Source organism: Tritonibacter scottomollicae, from assembly GCF_032924845.1.
Lineage (GTDB): Bacteria > Pseudomonadota > Alphaproteobacteria > Rhodobacterales > Rhodobacteraceae > Epibacterium > Epibacterium scottomollicae.
In genome coordinates, this window is the sequence record NZ_CP136704.1 from 1,740,492 (window position 1) to 1,757,095 (window position 16,604).

Consider the following 16,604-nt stretch of genomic DNA (forward strand, 5'->3'; position numbering starts at 1 on the left):
GAACGCCCGCCCCCGCCTTTCGCTGGCATGTTCTCTGACAATGAGAGGGATCGCGCCGTCAGCCCGAATGGTTGCCGGACAGGACCCGTGTTGCGGCGTCGAGCGCGCCCGTGCCGTGAGGGATATCCAGCGCCTTCAGCCCTGTTTCGATCCCTCCCAGTAGCCCCATAATCATGTGACCATTCACATGCCCCATATGGCCAAGGCGGAAAAATCCGTGCCATTCCGAACTGTCAGGCGGCGCCATACCCAGCCCGATACCCAGGGTCAGGCCAAGGTTCTCTTCCAGCCACATCCGCAGATCCGTCGCCCGTGGCGATGGCAACCGCAACGCCGTCACGGCGTGAGAGCGCAGCGCGGGATCCGTGACATTCATCGCCAGCGCACCACCCTCGCTCCAGCATTCACACGCCGCCCAAATGGCCCGGGCCAGCATTTCGTGACGGGTCCAGACCTGCTCAATCCCCTCGGCGTGGAGGATGTCCAGCGCCGCGCGCAGCCCATAAAGGTGATGTGTTGGTGCGGTGCCGCCAAAGAACTGATAGAAATACTCCGGGTTGGCGCGCGGGGTCCAATCCCAGTACCGGCTGACGCGCGGCAGCGCAGCACGGGCCTCGGCGGCCTTGTCGTTGAAGAACACAAACGACATCCCCGCAGGCACCATCAGCCCCTTCTGGCTTCCGGTGACCATCACATCAACGCCCCAGGCATCCATTTCAAACCGATCACACCCCAGCGAAGCAATGCAGTCGGCCATCAACAACGCCGGATGGTTTGAGTGATCTATTGCGCCACGCAACCCGCTGATATCATTTCGAATTGATGTGGACGTATCCGTATGGACGCCCAGCACAGCCTTGATTTCATGCCCCCGGTCTGAGGCCAGACGATCCGCGACCCGCGCCAGATCAAACGGGGCCTGCAGACCAAAATCCATCACCTCGATGTTGAGCCCCAGCGCCTCGGCCATCTCGCTCCAGCCATAGGCAAACCGCCCCGACGCCGGCACCAGCACCTTGTCACCCTCCTTCAGAGTATTCGACAAGGCCGCCTCCCAGGCCCCATGGCCATTGGCGATATAAATGGCGACATGGTGCTCGGTGCGCGCGACCTTGCGCAGGTCGGGGGGCAATGTGTTGGTCATATCCACCAGCTCGCCCGCGTAGATATTCGGCGAGGCCCGGTGCATGGCTTGCAGCACCTCATCGGGCATGATCGACGGCCCCGGGATCGCCAGATATGATCGCCCGGACGAGAGTTTCACAGAATCGCGCATGTTCGAATGTCCTGCTGGGTGCTCCAAGTCAGGGTCTGATCGCAAAATCGACCGGAGCGTATTTGAAAATCTCAAGTAGCCTAGCGCAGCCCCGGCTGAGGTCAATTGCCAAGCAGGCGCCGACCCGGTCGTTGCAGATGGCTTGCACGCTGCAGCTAAGCTGCTTAAATGTCGGGACTTGTCGCAAGAAACGCGGCGCATCGACACGTTTCTACGCATGGGAAGAGCACAATGAGCACGCAATACATGTCCTCGCGCGAGTTGTTGCGCTGGCTCTGGCGCGGCTACCTACGGCATCATATGGGATTGTTGTCGATCGCCATCTTCTTCATGCTGCTCGAAGGGGCCTCCGTCGGTGGGCTCAGCTACATGATGCAGCCGATGTTTGACCTGGTGTTTGTCGACGGCAGTTCGGATGCGCTGATCTGGGTCAGCATTGCCTTTTTTGGCATTTTTCTGCTCCGCGGGATCAGCTCGGTCACGCAGAAGGTCATATTGGCCACCATCAACCAGCGCTCCGAAGCGCATATGCGGACCGATATGCTGGATCGGCTGATCCATCAGGACGCCAGCTTTCACCAGCATCACCCGCCCGGCTTTCTGATCCAGCGCGTTCAATCCGACGTCTCTGCCATCAACCAGGTCTGGCAGGCGATCATCACAGGGTCCGGACGCGACGTGGCGCAGCTCGTCGCGGTGCTTGGCGTGGCGATCAGCGTAGACTGGCGCTGGACCGCCATCATGCTGATCGGGGTGCCCCTTCTGGTGCTGCCGCTTTCCATCGTGCAGCGCTACGTGCGCAAGAAGGCCAGCCTGGCGCGCGATCTTGGCGCGGTGCAGGCCACGCGTCTCGACGAAGTGTTTCACGGCATCGTCCCGATCAAGCTGAACCGGCTTGAGAGCTATCAAACCGGGCGCTACCGCACCGCGACAACAGCGTTTGTGCGCGCTCAGATCAAGGCGGCACTTGGTGCTTCGTCGACCTCTGGTCTGGTGGACCTGATGGCCGGACTGGGTGTGATGTGCGTGATTCTGTTTGGTGGTCGCGAGATCATCAACGGGGACAAAACCGTTGGCGAATTCATGAGCTTCTTCACCGCGATCGGTCTCGCCTTTGACCCGATGCGGCGTCTCGCCTCGATCATGGGGGTCTGGCAGGCTGCCGCCGCCGCCATGGAGCGCATCAAGGAGCTGATCGATGCGCCGATTACACTGGTCTCGCCGACAGATCCGAAGCCAGCCCCGACCGGCCTGCCGGAAATCCGCTTGGACAACGTGAACCTGTTCTACGGCGAGGCACATATTCTGCGCGATCTGTCACTGGTCGCCGAAGCCGGCAAGACCACCGCATTGGTGGGCGCCTCCGGGGCGGGTAAATCCACCATTTTCAACATCCTGACACGTCTTGTGGACCCGCAGGAAGGCTCCGTGACGCTGAATGGCACGGAGGTCCGGGATCTCGATCTCGGCGACCTGCGCAACCTCTTCTCCGTGGTGACGCAGGATGCATTGCTGTTCGACGAGACCCTCAAGGAAAACATTCTGCTGGGGCGGACCGATGTCAGCGACGAGCGCCTGACCGAAGTTCTGGACGCGGCCCATGTGTCGGACTTTCTGCACAAGATGCCAGACGGGCTTGAGACACGGGTGGGGCCGCGCGGCTCTGCCCTGTCTGGCGGTCAACGCCAACGGGTGGTGATTGCCCGTGCCCTGTTGCGCGACACACCGTTGCTGCTGCTGGACGAGGCGACCTCGGCGCTTGATGCACAATCGGAAAAGGTGGTGCAGCAGGCGTTGGAGAAACTCTCTGGCGGACGCACGACGATCGTAATCGCACACCGGCTCTCGACCATCCGTGCCGCTGACAAGATCGTGGTGATGGAACGCGGCCGGGTGATGGACGAAGGCCGTCACGAGGAGCTGTTGGAGCGCGGCGGGATCTACGCCGACCTTTACCGGCTGCAGTTTCAGGATGGCAAAACGGTGATCGATACCGATGGGGTCAATGCGCAACTCACACGCAACGAGAACCGCAACGATGGTGAACAAGCTGGTCTGTTGCGTCGGTTTGCCCGCCGTCTGTTCGGCTGAACAATACGCTGGCCCTCTCCCAGTTTGGACGACCGCTTGAACTTTGGCTCTGGCCGCGTCACATCTTGGCCAACGCCCAAACCCAAGAGAGGGAGACCCAGCATGGCAGACCGCCGCATCCTCCGCCTATCCGGCTCAGAAACCCGCGATTTCCTGCAGGGGCTGGTCACCAATGACGTCGGCAAGCTGGATCAGGGGATGGTCTATGCCGCGATGCTCACCCCGCAGGGAAAGTACCTGGCGGATTTCTTTCTGGTTCCCGATGGCGATGCCGTGCTGCTGGACGTGGCAGAAGAGCTCGCGGATGGGCTGAGCAAACGCCTGAAGATGTACAAGCTGCGCGCTGATGTCACCCTTGAGGACAGCACGCTGAAGCTGCGCCGGGGCACTGGAGAGCCCCCCGAGGGCGCCTTTGCCGATCCCCGTCATCCCGATCTCGGCTGGCGGCTCTATGGAGAAGAGGCAGGAGATGACGGCAGCAACTGGGATGCGATCCGCGTGGCGCATGTGATCCCCGAAACCGGGATTGAGTTGTCCCCGGACAGTTTCATTCTCGAAGTCGGGTTCGAGCGGCTGAATGGCGTCGATTTCCGCAAAGGCTGCTATGTCGGGCAGGAAGTCACTGCCCGCATGAAGCACAAGACAGAACTGCGCAAAGGTCTGCAACAGGTCGAGATCGAGGGCAGCGCCCCGGTGGGCGCAAAGATCACCGCCGACGGCAAACCGGTTGGGCAGGTCTTCACGCAGGCTGAGGGCAAGGCGATCGCCTATCTGCGCTATGACCGCGCAAAGGGTGCGCTGCAAGCCGAAGAGGCCGAGCTGCGCTGGCCATCGGGCGCGACCTCCTAAACCGCCCTCCCCCGGAGCACAGCCCTGCCCATCTCAGTTGTGGAATATTTAAAATTTGCGCTCTAAGGTGTCGCCGACCGCCTCCGTTTGGGAGGCGCAAAGGGAACAAATTTATGAATTTTCGACATCTGATGGGTGCGGTCGGGCTAACGGTTCTGGCCGTGCCAGCAGCGGCAGACCATTATTGGGAATATGGCGACTGGCGGGTCAACATTACTGACGAAACCGCAGGCCAAAACGTGCGTCGATATTGCCGCGCCAGCACCGGTGGCGATGGAATGCCGACGCTTTGGTTGGAGTTCAGCGATGGCGATGCAGGCCCGCCACATGGCTATCCAACCCCGACATATTCCACCAGCGCGCCGCGCGGCTATCGCACGCAGGTGGGCAACGCACAGGGGGTGGCATTTGTCTTTGATCAACAGGGCACATTCTTTGGCGTTGCCGAGGGCGGCATCGACGAAGAGGGGATCGCCTGGGCGGCTGCCAGTCCGCGCTGGCAGGATGTGAAGAACATGCTGCTGTGGATGAAGGCCGCCTCGCAGATGGAAGTGCGCGCCCTGGATGCCTATCGAGCGAGCAATCAGGTCTATGTTGCCTCGATGAACGGCTTCACCGCAGCCTATGGCAAAATGATGGACAGCTGCGGTCACTCGATCGAGATTCCACGCTAGAGCATGTCAGATGGCGACCGGGGCGCTCCCGCCCGTCGCTATCGCATGGGACATGCGACATCTCCCGTTGGGCCGCGCGCCGCTGCGCGGCGCAATCGACCCAGACGCCTGACACAAAGAAGCCCCGGAACCATGCGCTGGCCCGGGGCTTTGGTCATCTTGTGGCGCGGATCAGGCCCGTTCCGAATATTCCATGGTCTCGGTGTTGACGATGATCATCTCATCCTGGCCGACGAAGGGCGGCACCATGACCTTCACACCATTGTCCAGGATCGCCGGCTTGAAGGAATTCGCCGCGGTCTGACCTTTGACGACCGGCTCTGTCTCGACGATCTGGCAGGTCACTTTTTGCGGTACGGTCGCATTCAGCGCCTCGGCGTCATAGAACTCCACCACGATGGTCATGCCATCCTGCAGGAACGGGCGACGTTCGCCCAGCAGCTCGGCCGGCAATTCGATCTGCTCGTATGTTTCGGTATCCATGAACACCAGCATGCCGTCGGTCTCGTAAAGAAACTGCTGATCCTTCTGCTCCAGACGTACGCGTTCGACCTTGTCCGCAGACCGGAACCGCTCGTTCAACTTGGAGCCGTTACGCAGGTTGCGCATCTCGACCTGGGCAAAGGCCCCCCCCTTGCCGGGCTTCACATGGTCGACCTTGACCGCGGCCCACAGACCGTCGTTATGCTCCAGAACGTTGCCGGGGCGGATCTCGTTGCCGTTGATCTTGGGCATGGAAAACTCTTTCAGGTGGTTGATGACAGCTTTGCCCCTCCTATATCCGGGTGAGGAAAGGCTGACAAGATGACGATATATCGTGTGTCATGGTCGAAAGACCGCGAAATAGGCATGCACAAGGTGCATAAATGATATGCATCTTTGGGGTACCCGAATCGTCACAATTCCGCCATAAGAAGCGACACGCCGAAAATGCAATAGCAAGAACAACAAAGGAAACGAGATGCGAGATTTCGTTGACGGCACCGCATTCAATAACGAACAGGGCAACCGGGCGCGCAAGCTTTTTGCCGCTGTTGTGCTGGCTGCCCTGGATGATGCCATTGCCGACGACAAGAAATACGGCAACGGACCCGAGCAGATCGCCCGCTGGGCACGTTCGCGCGATGGGCGTGAAGTGTTGACCTGCGCAGGTATCGACCCCAACGAGCGTGTGGTCGAAGGCCTGATGGACTTCGTTGGTCGCGGTGTTCGGACCTCTGTCGCGCTGTCGCGCGAAGAAAGTGAACGCCGGAATGCTGCGCAGGCCGAAGCGGCCTGATCGCACATAAATAAGCTGCCAAGCTGATTTGAGAAAAGCGCGTCCTGGGGGGCGCGTTTTTCTTTTGGGCGATACGTTTAGCGCATTGCTGAGCCGTGCAGGCCGTAGGCTCTCAGGCGATTTTGGACCGCAATCACGTGGCCCAAGGGCGCCACGACGCAACCTCGCCGAAACACACGTGGCGCATCACGCGAACAGCGTGCTCCGGCCGTTTGACGCCCCTCGCGATCCCTGATCCGTCGCTTGCGTGATTGACCTAGCAGCCCGCGACGGTGCAACTGTCACCAGTAGATCTGGCAAGCGAGAACTCCCGATGGGCACCAAGGCAATCATGATACAGGGCACCGGCAGCAATGTGGGCAAGTCGATGCTTGTCGCAGGTCTGGCACGGGCGTTGCGTCGCCGGGGCCTGTCGGTTGCGCCATTCAAGTCGCAGAACATGTCCAACAATGCCGCCGTCACCTCTGACGGAGGTGAGATTGGCCGGGCGCAGGCCTTGCAAGCCCGTGCCGCGGGGCTGCCCCCGCATACCGATATGAACCCGGTGCTGTTGAAGCCGGAAACCGACACTGGCGCGCAGGTGATCGTGCAGGGCAAACGGCGTGGCACCCGTGCGGCGGGGTCTTTCATGCGCGACAAGACAGGCTTGCTGGAGGCCGCGCTGGAGAGCTTTCATCGCCTTGCCGCCCAGCATGATATTGTCCTCATCGAGGGCGCCGGCTCACCGGCAGAAACCAATCTGCGCAAGGGCGATATCGCCAATATGGGCTTTGCAGAGGCCGCAGGGGTGCCGGTGGTACTGGTGGGCGACATCCATCGTGGTGGCGTGATCGCGCAGATTGTCGGCACTCATACGGTGCTCGATGCGGACGACCGTGCCCGCATAAAGGGCTTTGCGGTCAATCGCTTTCGTGGTGACCTTAGCCTGTTTGACGGCGGTCGCGACGATATTTCCCGCTGGACCGACTGGCCCTCCCTCGGCGTGGTGCCGTGGTTCTGGGACGCCTGGAAGCTACCCGCCGAGGACATGATGGATATCGCCTCCCACGCGGGCGGAGGCTGCAAGATCGTGGTGCCTCAGCTGGAGCGGATGGCCAATTTCGACGATCTGGACCCATTGGCCGCCGAGCCGGATGTCACCATCGAAATCGTCCCGCCCGGACGGGCGCTTCCGGGGGACGCCGATCTGGTGCTGATCCCCGGCTCCAAATCCACCATCGGCGATCTCGCCTATCTGCGCGCGCAAGGCTGGGATATCGACATCCTCGCCCACCACCGGCGCGGCGGACATGTGCTCGGCCTTTGCGGTGGCTACCAGATGCTCGGCAAGACCATCGATGACCCGGAGGGCCTCGATGGCTCCCCGGGCACGGTGGAGGGGCTGGGGCTTCTGGATGTGCATACCGTGATGGCCGGCGACAAGCGCGTCACCCTGAGCGACGCGCAGACACGCGACGGCGCCCTGCCCGTCTCCGGCTATGAGATCCACATGGGCCGAACAACGGGCCCTGACTGCGCGCGCGCCTGGCTGACAGTGCAGGGTCGCGACGAAGGTGCGGCCTCAACAGATGGCCACGTGCGCGGGTCCTATCTGCATGGTCTGTTCACATTGGACGCGTTTCGATCCCACTTCCTGAGTTCTCTCGGTCATAGCTCATCCATCGGATACGATGCCGGGGTGGAAGATACCCTGGATGCGCTGGCCGCGCACCTCGAAGAATATATGAACGTGGATCTCCTGCTGGAATTGGCAGACCCCATTCCCGGCCTGACGCGCTGACGCACTGAAACGTCAGGCCTGCCGCGACTGGCGCCGTGCGTGGCACGACGTCCAAGTGCGTTCATTCACAGGTCAGAGCAGCTCTTGAGATGCGAGTGCACGCTGGATTTCGCGGCGCACCAGCTTGCGCACATTGCGGGTGATGCGCTCGCCAAGGGGGCCCTGAAGCTCCTCTCGTACGATGTCGGACACCAATGCGCGCAGCGAGTCCTCGTCAAGGAAATCCTCGGCAGAAGACAAGGCCTCCATGGCGACCTCTTCCGTGGCGCCGCGTGCCACTGCACCGATCTCATCCTCTGCAGGCTCCCGCGCGGAGACAAAACTGTCGGCTGCGACGTCGTCCTGCTGGTGATCTTCCCATTGAATGGTCTCGACCGAGGGGCCACTGTGCGGCACCGCCTCGATATCGTCTTCGTTCAGGTCGGGCACAGCAGTGCCATTACGGTCGGCAGCCGCCTCATCTGTGTTCCGTCCGGCGGTTTCCAGTTCCGCGATACGACGCACGACGGCAGCGACACGGGCGCTCTGCTCGCGCGGCGTGTCCTGCGCCTTGGGTGCTGGATCCTGAACTGGGTCCTGAACCGCATCCGTCACCTGCGCCTCGGAATTTGTTTCTGCGCCGGTCTCTGTGCCTGTTTCTGCATCGGCCAGGCTATCAAACAGTTTCGCCGCCGGGTCGCGCCAGGGTGCATCACCCCCGGCCTCCACAGAGGGCTCCCGCTCAGGTAGCTCTGCCTCAGACGGGCTGGTCGACCGTCTCAGCTGGATCGGATCCGCCGCTCCGATCTCTTCAGTGTCCTCCACCGCGACGAAAGGCGCTTCGGCAATTTCTTCATCCCTGTCCGCCCCGGATGACCCTTCGCAGGGCGACAGCTCCGCATCACCCTGCGGCAATGGTTTTGCCGCTGAGGCCAATATGCGTGTAGCCTCATTACGGGATTGCTCTGTGACAGGATCGCGCCGCGTGGACAGGTTTACCTTCGCAATCTGGCGCACCAACTCTGCGCGGGCGGATGAATCCTCCGCCGCCGCAGTCGCATCGGGCTTGAACGACGCCACAACCGGCGCCTTCTCGCGTGCATAGTGATCTTGCTGGGGTTGCCCCTCGCGCCCATTTTCAGAGGTCGACGCGCTCTGGCTTTCCTGCGGTATATCCTCCGACAGGTCAGAGGCCGGAACCCGCAGCGCAGGTGTCAGCACCAGGCGGGTTGCAGGCCTGCCTTCGTTGCGTGTCGGCGATGCACTGTCCCCATGACCATTGGTCTCACTGACCAGACGGCGGATGGAGGACAATACATCCTCGATTTCGGAGTGCGTAACGGGTTCAGACATTTTTATGAGCCAAGATCACCTCTTAGGGGCAAGTCTAGCCAGCTTGCGCCCATCACACAACAGCAACGTCAGACGATCAGTTCTTTCCCAGAGCCTTGAGCACCCGGTCCAGATCCTGACCGCGCTTGGTCACGAATGCCGGCGCGGACCGAACCTGATTGTAGTAGATCTCAGGGTCATAGCGTTCCACCGCAAGGCTCAGGTTCTCCGCCGTCAACAGGCCCTGAGACTGCAGCAGGTCGTACGCGGCCAGCGCCTGCGTTGCACGGGCCGACAAACGCGCGGTCTGCGCATCCAGCAGCTCTTGCTCGGCCTGCAGCACATCAAGCGTGGTGCGCGACCCCAGCGTTGCCTCTTCGCGGACACCGTTGAAGGCCACCTGCGCGGCCCGCACCCGTTCGTTCGAGGACACAAGACTTGCAGCAGCCGTCTCAAACGCCGTGTAGGCGCTGGCGGTGTTGCTGGAAATGCTGCGCTGGGTGGAGATCAACGCCCCCCGCTCCGCATCCAGACGTGCCAGATCTGCACGACGCGCGGCCGCAAGGGACCCGCCCGCATAAATTGTCTGGTTCAGCGACACACCGATATCAAAGTTGTCGGTCCGCGTGTCGTTGCCGCGCACTTCGCCATGGGAGGCGGATGCGGACAGGTTCACGGTCGGCCCCATGTCCCGCAGGGAGCTGTCAGCGGTCAGCTGCGCCGCCTTGACCGCATGCTGCTGGGCACGCAGGCTTGGGTGGCTGCGCAGCGCAAGCGCTTGCGCAGTCTGCAGGCTGGACGCGCGGCGCGGCAGTGGCGGGTAGGATGTGACCGTTCCGGGAGCCCGGCCCACGACCTCCTCGTAGGTGGCACGGGCCGTCAGCAGATCACCCCTGGCATCGGTCAGATTGGCGCGGGCCTCGGCCACCTGGCTCTCCGCCAGGGCCACGTCCGTCCGCGTCACCTCACCCACTTCGAACCGGTCATTGGCCGCCCGCAGTTCTTCCTGCAGGAGACGCAGGTTGTTGCTGCGCAGGGACACGATGTCTTGCTGGGTCAAGACGTTCACATAGGCCTGCACCGCCGAGAAGAGCACTTGCTGCTCGACATCCAATAGCGTCTGGCGTGTGGCCAGAACCGTCTCTTGCGCGGCGGCGGTATCAAGACGTGAGGCGCCGTTGTCGAACAGCAGCCAGTTCATGCTCAGGCTCAGCGCAGCGCCGGTCCGATGGTCGGAGCTTGCGCCCAGCGACCCAAGTCCGGTGCGGTTATAGTCACGGGAAATCGACAGTGCTGTGCTGATCACTGGCCGCAGTCGCGCGACGGTGGCCGCGACCCCTTCGTCAGCGACGCGCAGCAAGGCGCGGTTCTGTTCGAGCAGGCCACTGCTGGTATAGGCGCCGATCATCGCGTCGGTCACATTGTCGGCCCGGACCTGCGGTGCGCTGACCGCAGCGGTCGCCAGGACGCCTATAGCAGCAAAAGCCCTGATCCTCTTTGTGTTTACAAATCGTTGCATGCTGTCGCCTCGGTTTTGTTGGGGTTCGTTCAAACCCGTTTACGGTCTGATTGCGCTCAACATATGTGAATGTCACACTAAATTGAAAAGGGCCTGCACCCTCGATCCGCACAAAAAGATCATAGCACAACAGACAAAACTTGTCAGAGCGCAAATTCTGCCGTCTTGCCAAAGCCAGGCAACACCGGCGCACCGGCATTGAATTCGAACCGCCACGAGATCTGATCGCCGCTCTTGTAGCCGATCTTCACCTCGCCAAGCGCCCCCGACATGAACAGAGCCGCAATGCGCCCGCCATCCTTGACCTGCGCCAACAATCCGGCAGGAATATCCTCGACGCCGCCCTCGATGATCATCACGTCATAAGGGCCATGTTCGCCAGCCCCGTCGACCAACGCGCCCTGGTGAACGATGGCATTGTCGGCGTTGCTGTCGCTCAACAGGTCCTGCGCTTCCGACGCAAGTGCCTCATCTTCTTCGACACCGATCACCATTTGCGCCAGTCGCGCCACGACCGCAGTCGAGTACCCGAGCCCGCAACCCACATCGAGCACCAGCTCATCTTCGCGCACATCAAGCGCATCGAGCATCTTGGCCAATGTCCGAGGCTCGGGAATGACGCGGCCCTCGCCCAGCGGAATGCTCTGGTCGGCATAAGCGACCTCGGCCTGGGCGTCGGGGGCAAAATTCTCGCGCGGGATGGCAAGCAAGGCCTCAATGATCGGGTATTTGGTCACATCCGCCGGGCGGATCTGAGTATCTACCATCATGCGGCGGCGGTCGGCGAAATCAGTCATCTGCTAAACTCGTATGTTCAGGCATTTGCATGAGTACTGACACATCGCGGCGAGCGCGGCAACGGCCCCTTTTGTGCAATGCGACGGGAACGGTCGCGGCTGTTGCCCTCAAGCTGCCCTCCACGGCCTGAATTTATAGTCGGCGCAAAAAAATACCCCCGCGCAGCGGAGGTATCTACAGGCCGTGATGGCTCCACGCCAAACTCTCTCAGGCGAAGCCGCCGCATCCAGGGGCGCGTCACCACACAAGCCACGCGCCCAAGGGGCAACACTTCAGACCAGCGTCGGGCTGCGCTCGGGCCGCATTTCGGCAACGCAGCGGTCAGGCCGAGCAGGATTCGCAAAACGGGGTCTCCGGATGCGCGCGCAGGTGATCTGGTGCAATGTCCGCACCACAGATCCTGCAGTAGCCGTATTCACCCGCGTTCAACCTGTCGAGCGCGGTGAGAATAGCCCCCACTTCGCCGCTCCCTTTATTGACAGAACGACCGCTTGGCCGCTCAATCTTCGCCAGCGCAGACAAGCCCATCCCTGCATGCATGCCCATCGACAAAGCGCTCAACCGAGTTTCCAGACTTTCCTTCTGAACCTTGAAATCCATTGCGCCACCTCCTGCAACAGCTACGCCTCGATTTGGAACGCGCATCACGACAAACAAGTGTCATTGTGCACTTCAGGCCCCGAGCAGGCCAAATCTTGCCACCACGCGTCGGCAGCATCGCACGTCCACACACCACAATACTGTACAACACTCACACAACCATAGGGCGAAAAAACATCACCAAATCGTCTGCGCACACGCCGGGCACCAGCGCAGGATCAGGCCGCAACTTCAATCTCCTTGCCATTTGCGCCGGGATCGGAGATTTTTGAACCTTCAGAAGCGGTTCTCTCTCGTGAATCGCGCATGCATGGAGAGATTTCGCCCATGATTCGCATGTTCCTATTCGGCCTCATGATCCTCGGCCTTGCTGCCTGTGAAACGACCAAAGGCGCAGGCCGTGATCTGCAGAAAGCCGGGCAGACGATTTCCAATACGGCCCGGAACGTCCAGAACTCGATCTGATCGCAGTTCAACCGCCGTAGAGTTTGCGGGCAATGATGGCACTGACCGGCACTGCGGCAATGAACCCCGCCAGCGCGGCGATCAATATCGACCAGAGCGTCGAGTATCCGGTCACCAGCGCGGCAATCACGGCGCTCCCTGCCAGTGTCGAGCCAATGAAAATGTGCAAGATCAGGGCCAAGCGAAGCATGTCGAACCTCATGTATTGAACTTTGGCCCTGTCTAACGCGGCCTTGGACCTCTTTGCATTGATCTGAGTCAGGTCACGACCTGCGTTTCAATTCGGCTCGCCCCGATATGACGCGGCACCTTGGACGCGCGCTCAATACGCCCCTCGCACACCAGACGCCTTGTCATAAAAAAAAGCGGAGCAAACGCCCCGCTTTTTGTTCATCCATGGTGTCAGACGCGCTCAGTCGTCCATCTTGAGGGCCGAGATGAAGGCCTCTTGCGGGATTTCCACGCGACCGAACTGACGCATCTTCTTCTTACCCGCTTTCTGCTTGTCCAGCAGCTTGCGCTTCCGGCTGGCATCGCCGCCGTAGCATTTCGCGGTGACGTCCTTGCGCAGAGCCGACAGGGTTTCGCGCGCGATCACCTTGCCGCCGATGGCCGCCTGGATCGGGATCTTGAACATGTGACGCGGGATCAGATCCTTGAGCTTCTCGCACATGGCCCGGCCTCGCTGCTCGGCCCGGTCGCGGTGCACCATGGTCGAAAGCGCATCCACCGGCTCATCATTCACCAGCACCGACATCTTGACCAGGTTGTCGGTGCGATAGCCGATCATCTGGTAGTCGAAGGACGCATAGCCCTTGGTCACCGATTTCAGACGGTCATAGAAGTCAAACACCACCTCGTTCAGCGGCAGGTCATACACCACCATGGCGCGAGAGCCCGCATAGGACAGATCCAGCTGAATACCGCGACGGTCCTGGCAGAGCTTCAGCACATCGCCGAGAAAGTCGTCGGGCACCAGAATGGTCGCCTTGATGCGTGGCTCTTCCAGGTGGTCGATGGTGGACAGGTCGGGCATGTCGGCGGGATTGTGCAGCTCCTGCATCTCCCCGTCCTTGGCATAGACGTGATACACAACGGACGGTGCCGTGGTGATCAGTTCGATGTTGTATTCGCGTTCGATCCGGTCGCGGATCACCTCAAGGTGCAACAGCCCCAAGAAGCCGCAGCGGAAACCGAACCCAAGTGCGGCAGAGGTTTCCATTTCATAAGAGAAAGAGGCGTCGTTCAGCGCCAGCTTCTCGATCGCGTTGCGCAGATCCTCAAATTCCGAGCTATCGACCGGGAACAGACCACAGAACACCACCGGCACAGAAGGCTTGAAGCCCGGCAATGCCGTCTCGGAGCCCTTTTTCTCGTGAGTGATGGTGTCGCCGACCTTGGTGTCGCGCACCTGTTTGATCGAGGCCGTGATAAAGCCGATCTCGCCGGGGCCCAATTCGTCCACAACCTGCATGGGCGGACGGAATACGCCGATCCGTTCGACGCCATAGCGCGCACCAGTCTGCATCATCTTGATCTGGTCGCCCTTCTTCAGGACACCATCCATGATCCGCACCAGCACGATCACGCCCAGATAGGCGTCATACCAGCTGTCGACCAGCATGGCCTTCAGCGGCGCATCGCGGGTGCCTGTGGGCGCAGGCAGACGCGTCACGATGGCTTCCAGCGTTTCCTTGATGCCGATGCCGGTCTTGGCGGAGACCTGAATGGCATCCGTGGCGTCAATGCCGATCACATCCTCGATCTGCTCCGCCACACGCGCACAATCGGCGGCCGGCAGGTCGATCTTGTTCAACACCGGGACGATTTCGTGATCTGCGTCGATCGCCTGATAAACATTGGCCAGCGTCTGCGCTTCGACCCCCTGCGTGCTGTCGACCACCAGGAGCGAGCCTTCAACCGCGCGCATGGAGCGGGAGACCTCATAGGCGAAGTCGACGTGACCCGGGGTGTCGATCAGGTTCAACACGTAGTGCTCGCCGTCATCGGCCACATAGTCAATGCGGACGGTGTTGGCCTTGATCGTGATGCCCCGTTCGCGTTCGATGTCCATGGCGTCGAGCAGCTGCTCTTTCATGTCACGATCCTGCACCGTCCCCGTCGATTGGATGAGGCGGTCAGCAAGCGTGGACTTGCCGTGGTCGATATGGGCGACGATGGAGAAGTTGCGGATTTTGGAGAGCTCTGTCATGACAAGCGCATATGATTGGGATTTTGCCTTTGGTCAAGATGGATCATGCGTCGCACCGCGCGCAACCGGCAGTCCCTGTGCGACGTGTTGCCGCTTCTGCGACTTCCCGTCGTCCGGGCCTCCTTGCCCCATTGATCCGTCTGGATGAAATGTGAAATAAGCAGTCAGTTCTCATCCCTTTCCAAACTGCGCAAAACCGGAGATCAAACATCGTGTTTCGCCTCGCCCTAGCCGCTTGCCTCTGCATATCCTCCACTCTGGCCACGGTCCCAACTGCCGACGCCGGGACCATCGAACGCGCCTGCCGCAGCTCCGGCCGAGGTGCCGCACAAGCGTCGCTGTGCGGCTGCATCCAGAAGGTCGCGGAATTGCGCCTGACCCGCTCCGAGCAGCGCACCGTCGCAAAATGGTTTGCCGACCCGCACCGCGCTCAGGAGGTTCGTCAATCCTCCAGCCGAAGCGATGAGCGGCTCTGGAAGCGATACAAGACCTTTGGCAGTGATGCGGAACGGATTTGCGGCTAAATCATCCGGCCCGTAACATGGAAATGGTTAATTCCCTCTCGGGTGTTAACGAAATAGTTTTGAAAAAACTGAATCCCTTTGCAAATCATCACTTTTGATAACTTTTTCTCTTCCCAAACTAATAAAATAAAAATAGAACCATTGCATATTGTTTCATGTGCGGGAAAATCCTGTGCTGTGCAGTGTTCGGACGCTCCCCCCCGGCAGAAGTATCGCGTGATGGAGTTTGAGAGAGATTGAACTTTTTGGAGCTTTTACATGCTGATGAAAGGCGTCACACTTCGGGGGCTAGAGGTTTTTGAAGCACTGGCAAAGTCGGGTTCAGTCGCGCAGGCGGCTGAAATTACCGGACTGAGCCAGCCAGCTGTGAGCCAGCAGCTTCGCAATCTTGAAAAAGCGCTGAGTTCCGATTTGGTGGACCATGGGCGCAGACCTATGGTTTTAACATCAGCAGGCCGCAGTTTCCTGTCCCGAACCCAGGCCGTCCTCAGCGAACTGCGACTGGCACAGAGTGAATTGACCGTCATGGATCTTTCGCATCTGCCGGCCCTGTCGCTGGGGTTGATCGATGATTTCGACAATGACCTCACGCCGCGTCTGGCCACCATTCTGGCGGACAGCCTGACCCAATGCCGGTTCAAGATGGTGACGTCCTCCAGCCATGATATTTATCGAGCGATGGAAGCCAAGGACCTGCACATCGGCATCGCCGCATCGACCGGAGAGCTGCGCAGTGGCGTGACCGAATACCCCCTGGTCGAGGATCCTTTCATCCTTGTGGCACCGCGCGGCGCAGTCACCGCGCCAGAAGACATTGGCAGCCAGTTGAACCACCTCCCCCTGCTGCGCTACGCACGCGATCAGCTGATCTCTCAGCAGATCGAGTCGCATCTGACCCGCAGCAAGCTGGAGTTCGAGGACCGCTTCGAGATCGGCTCTCACCTGGCGCTGATGGCGATGGTGGCCCGCCGCATTGGCTGGGCGATCACTACGCCGCTTGGATACATGCGAGCGGTGCGCTTTCACGATGACATCGACGCCTTCGCCCTGCCCTTCACAGGATTTTCGCGTCGGATCTCGCTCTTCTCGCAGTCGGACTGGCCCGATACGGTGCCGCTCGAGGTTGCAGATACCGTGCGCCGCCTGGTTCAGAGCCAGATGATCACCCCGGCGGTCAACCGGCTGCCTTGGCTCGCTGGCCAGATGCGCGTGATCGACGCCTAAGC

General features: G+C 60.7%; 16 protein-coding genes. 8 read left to right on the forward strand and 8 right to left on the reverse strand.

Features of this window, described 5'->3' with window-relative positions; genetic code table 11:
• Positions 1 to 58: 58 nt before the first annotated feature.
• Positions 59 to 1,276 (reverse strand): pyridoxal-phosphate-dependent aminotransferase family protein, encoded by a 1,218-nt coding sequence (locus tag R1T40_RS08945; RefSeq protein WP_317386665.1) that lies wholly within the window; start codon positions 1,274 to 1,276, stop codon positions 59 to 61.
• A 231-nt stretch (positions 1,277 to 1,507) separates the two neighbouring features.
• Between R1T40_RS08945 and R1T40_RS08950 the strand changes: the two genes are divergently transcribed.
• From R1T40_RS08950 to R1T40_RS08960, 3 genes are all read left to right on the forward strand, one after another.
• Complete coding sequence (locus tag R1T40_RS08950; RefSeq protein ID WP_317386666.1) at positions 1,508 to 3,367, forward strand: ABC transporter ATP-binding protein; 1,860 nt, start codon at positions 1,508 to 1,510, stop codon at positions 3,365 to 3,367.
• A gap of 102 nt (positions 3,368 to 3,469) precedes the next feature.
• Positions 3,470 to 4,216 (forward strand): CAF17-like 4Fe-4S cluster assembly/insertion protein YgfZ, encoded by a 747-nt coding sequence (ygfZ, locus tag R1T40_RS08955; protein WP_317386667.1) that lies wholly within the window; start codon positions 3,470 to 3,472, stop codon positions 4,214 to 4,216.
• Positions 4,217 to 4,329: 113 nt separating this feature from the next.
• Entirely contained in the window at positions 4,330 to 4,890 is a 561-nt protein-coding gene (locus R1T40_RS08960) for a hypothetical protein (protein ID WP_317386668.1), read from the forward strand.
• Positions 4,891 to 5,061: 171 nt separating this feature from the next.
• Here R1T40_RS08960 and efp read toward each other — a convergent pair whose 3' ends face one another.
• The gene (gene efp / locus R1T40_RS08965; protein ID WP_106162942.1) at positions 5,062 to 5,625 is read right to left on the reverse strand and encodes an elongation factor P; all 564 of its coding nucleotides are present in this window, start codon (positions 5,623 to 5,625) and stop codon (positions 5,062 to 5,064) included.
• A 226-nt stretch (positions 5,626 to 5,851) separates the two neighbouring features.
• Here efp and R1T40_RS08970 point away from each other — a divergent pair, with 226 nt between their 5' ends.
• Both R1T40_RS08970 and R1T40_RS08975 read left to right on the forward strand, forming a co-directional pair.
• Positions 5,852 to 6,169 (forward strand): DUF6280 family protein, encoded by a 318-nt coding sequence (locus tag R1T40_RS08970; protein WP_106162943.1) that lies wholly within the window; start codon positions 5,852 to 5,854, stop codon positions 6,167 to 6,169.
• Between the two features lie 313 nt (positions 6,170 to 6,482).
• On the forward strand, positions 6,483 to 7,949 hold the full coding sequence (locus R1T40_RS08975) for a cobyric acid synthase (protein ID WP_317386669.1): 1,467 nt from the start codon (positions 6,483 to 6,485) through the stop codon (positions 7,947 to 7,949).
• A gap of 72 nt (positions 7,950 to 8,021) precedes the next feature.
• On the opposite strand, the gene R1T40_RS08980 is transcribed toward R1T40_RS08975, so the two are convergent.
• From R1T40_RS08980 to R1T40_RS08995, 4 genes are all read right to left on the reverse strand, one after another.
• Complete coding sequence (locus R1T40_RS08980; protein WP_317386670.1) at positions 8,022 to 9,281, reverse strand: prolipoprotein diacylglyceryl transferase; 1,260 nt, start codon at positions 9,279 to 9,281, stop codon at positions 8,022 to 8,024.
• Between the two features lie 76 nt (positions 9,282 to 9,357).
• Positions 9,358 to 10,779, reverse strand: coding sequence for a TolC family outer membrane protein (locus tag R1T40_RS08985; protein ID WP_317386671.1), 1,422 nt, complete (start codon positions 10,777 to 10,779; stop codon positions 9,358 to 9,360).
• 143 nt (positions 10,780 to 10,922) lie between these two features.
• Positions 10,923 to 11,576, reverse strand: a complete 654-nt coding sequence (locus tag R1T40_RS08990; protein WP_317386672.1) for a protein-L-isoaspartate O-methyltransferase family protein — start codon at positions 11,574 to 11,576, stop codon at positions 10,923 to 10,925.
• 322 nt (positions 11,577 to 11,898) lie between these two features.
• The gene (locus R1T40_RS08995; protein WP_317386673.1) at positions 11,899 to 12,177 is read right to left on the reverse strand and encodes a TraR/DksA family transcriptional regulator; all 279 of its coding nucleotides are present in this window, start codon (positions 12,175 to 12,177) and stop codon (positions 11,899 to 11,901) included.
• A gap of 327 nt (positions 12,178 to 12,504) precedes the next feature.
• Between R1T40_RS08995 and R1T40_RS09000 the strand changes: the two genes are divergently transcribed.
• Complete coding sequence (locus R1T40_RS09000) at positions 12,505 to 12,642, forward strand: entericidin A/B family lipoprotein (RefSeq protein WP_106162949.1); 138 nt, start codon at positions 12,505 to 12,507, stop codon at positions 12,640 to 12,642.
• Between the two features lie 7 nt (positions 12,643 to 12,649).
• Here the strand turns inward: R1T40_RS09000 and R1T40_RS09005 are convergent, their stop codons facing one another.
• Positions 12,650 to 12,832, reverse strand: coding sequence for a CTP synthetase (locus tag R1T40_RS09005; RefSeq protein ID WP_106162950.1), 183 nt, complete (start codon positions 12,830 to 12,832; stop codon positions 12,650 to 12,652).
• Positions 12,833 to 13,054: 222 nt separating this feature from the next.
• Positions 13,055 to 14,854 carry a translation elongation factor 4 gene (lepA, locus tag R1T40_RS09010; protein WP_106162951.1) on the reverse strand — a complete coding sequence of 600 codons (1,800 nt, stop codon included), beginning with the start codon at positions 14,852 to 14,854 and terminating at the stop codon, positions 13,055 to 13,057.
• A 212-nt stretch (positions 14,855 to 15,066) separates the two neighbouring features.
• On the opposite strand from lepA, the gene R1T40_RS09015 reads away from it, so the two are divergent.
• Positions 15,067 to 15,378: a hypothetical protein gene (locus tag R1T40_RS09015; protein WP_317386674.1), complete on the forward strand. Its 312-nt coding sequence runs from the start codon at positions 15,067 to 15,069 to the stop codon at positions 15,376 to 15,378.
• Positions 15,379 to 15,636: 258 nt separating this feature from the next.
• On the forward strand, positions 15,637 to 16,602 hold the full coding sequence (locus R1T40_RS09020; protein WP_317386675.1) for a LysR family transcriptional regulator: 966 nt from the start codon (positions 15,637 to 15,639) through the stop codon (positions 16,600 to 16,602).
• The last annotated feature ends 2 nt before the right edge of the window (positions 16,603 to 16,604 follow it).

What these genes read in the sequence shown, in the direction of transcription:
- R1T40_RS08945 (WP_317386665.1), bottom strand. Translation starts at nt 1,276, where the DNA reads ATGCGCGATTCTGTGAAACTCTCGTCCGGGCGATCATATCTGGCGATC.
- R1T40_RS08950 (WP_317386666.1), top strand. Translation starts at nt 1,508, where the DNA reads ATGAGCACGCAATACATGTCCTCGCGCGAGTTGTTGCGCTGGCTCTGG.
- ygfZ (WP_317386667.1), top strand. Translation starts at nt 3,470, where the DNA reads ATGGCAGACCGCCGCATCCTCCGCCTATCCGGCTCAGAAACCCGCGAT.
- R1T40_RS08960 (WP_317386668.1), top strand. Translation starts at nt 4,330, where the DNA reads ATGAATTTTCGACATCTGATGGGTGCGGTCGGGCTAACGGTTCTGGCC.
- efp (WP_106162942.1), bottom strand. Translation starts at nt 5,625, where the DNA reads ATGCCCAAGATCAACGGCAACGAGATCCGCCCCGGCAACGTTCTGGAG.
- R1T40_RS08970 (WP_106162943.1), top strand. Translation starts at nt 5,852, where the DNA reads ATGCGAGATTTCGTTGACGGCACCGCATTCAATAACGAACAGGGCAAC.
- R1T40_RS08975 (WP_317386669.1), top strand. Translation starts at nt 6,483, where the DNA reads ATGGGCACCAAGGCAATCATGATACAGGGCACCGGCAGCAATGTGGGC.
- R1T40_RS08980 (WP_317386670.1), bottom strand. Translation starts at nt 9,281, where the DNA reads ATGTCTGAACCCGTTACGCACTCCGAAATCGAGGATGTATTGTCCTCC.
- R1T40_RS08985 (WP_317386671.1), bottom strand. Translation starts at nt 10,779, where the DNA reads ATGCAACGATTTGTAAACACAAAGAGGATCAGGGCTTTTGCTGCTATA.
- R1T40_RS08990 (WP_317386672.1), bottom strand. Translation starts at nt 11,576, where the DNA reads ATGACTGATTTCGCCGACCGCCGCCGCATGATGGTAGATACTCAGATC.
- R1T40_RS08995 (WP_317386673.1), bottom strand. Translation starts at nt 12,177, where the DNA reads ATGGATTTCAAGGTTCAGAAGGAAAGTCTGGAAACTCGGTTGAGCGCT.
- R1T40_RS09000 (WP_106162949.1), top strand. Translation starts at nt 12,505, where the DNA reads ATGATTCGCATGTTCCTATTCGGCCTCATGATCCTCGGCCTTGCTGCC.
- R1T40_RS09005 (WP_106162950.1), bottom strand. Translation starts at nt 12,832, where the DNA reads ATGCTTCGCTTGGCCCTGATCTTGCACATTTTCATTGGCTCGACACTG.
- lepA (WP_106162951.1), bottom strand. Translation starts at nt 14,854, where the DNA reads ATGACAGAGCTCTCCAAAATCCGCAACTTCTCCATCGTCGCCCATATC.
- R1T40_RS09020 (WP_317386675.1), top strand. Translation starts at nt 15,637, where the DNA reads ATGCTGATGAAAGGCGTCACACTTCGGGGGCTAGAGGTTTTTGAAGCA.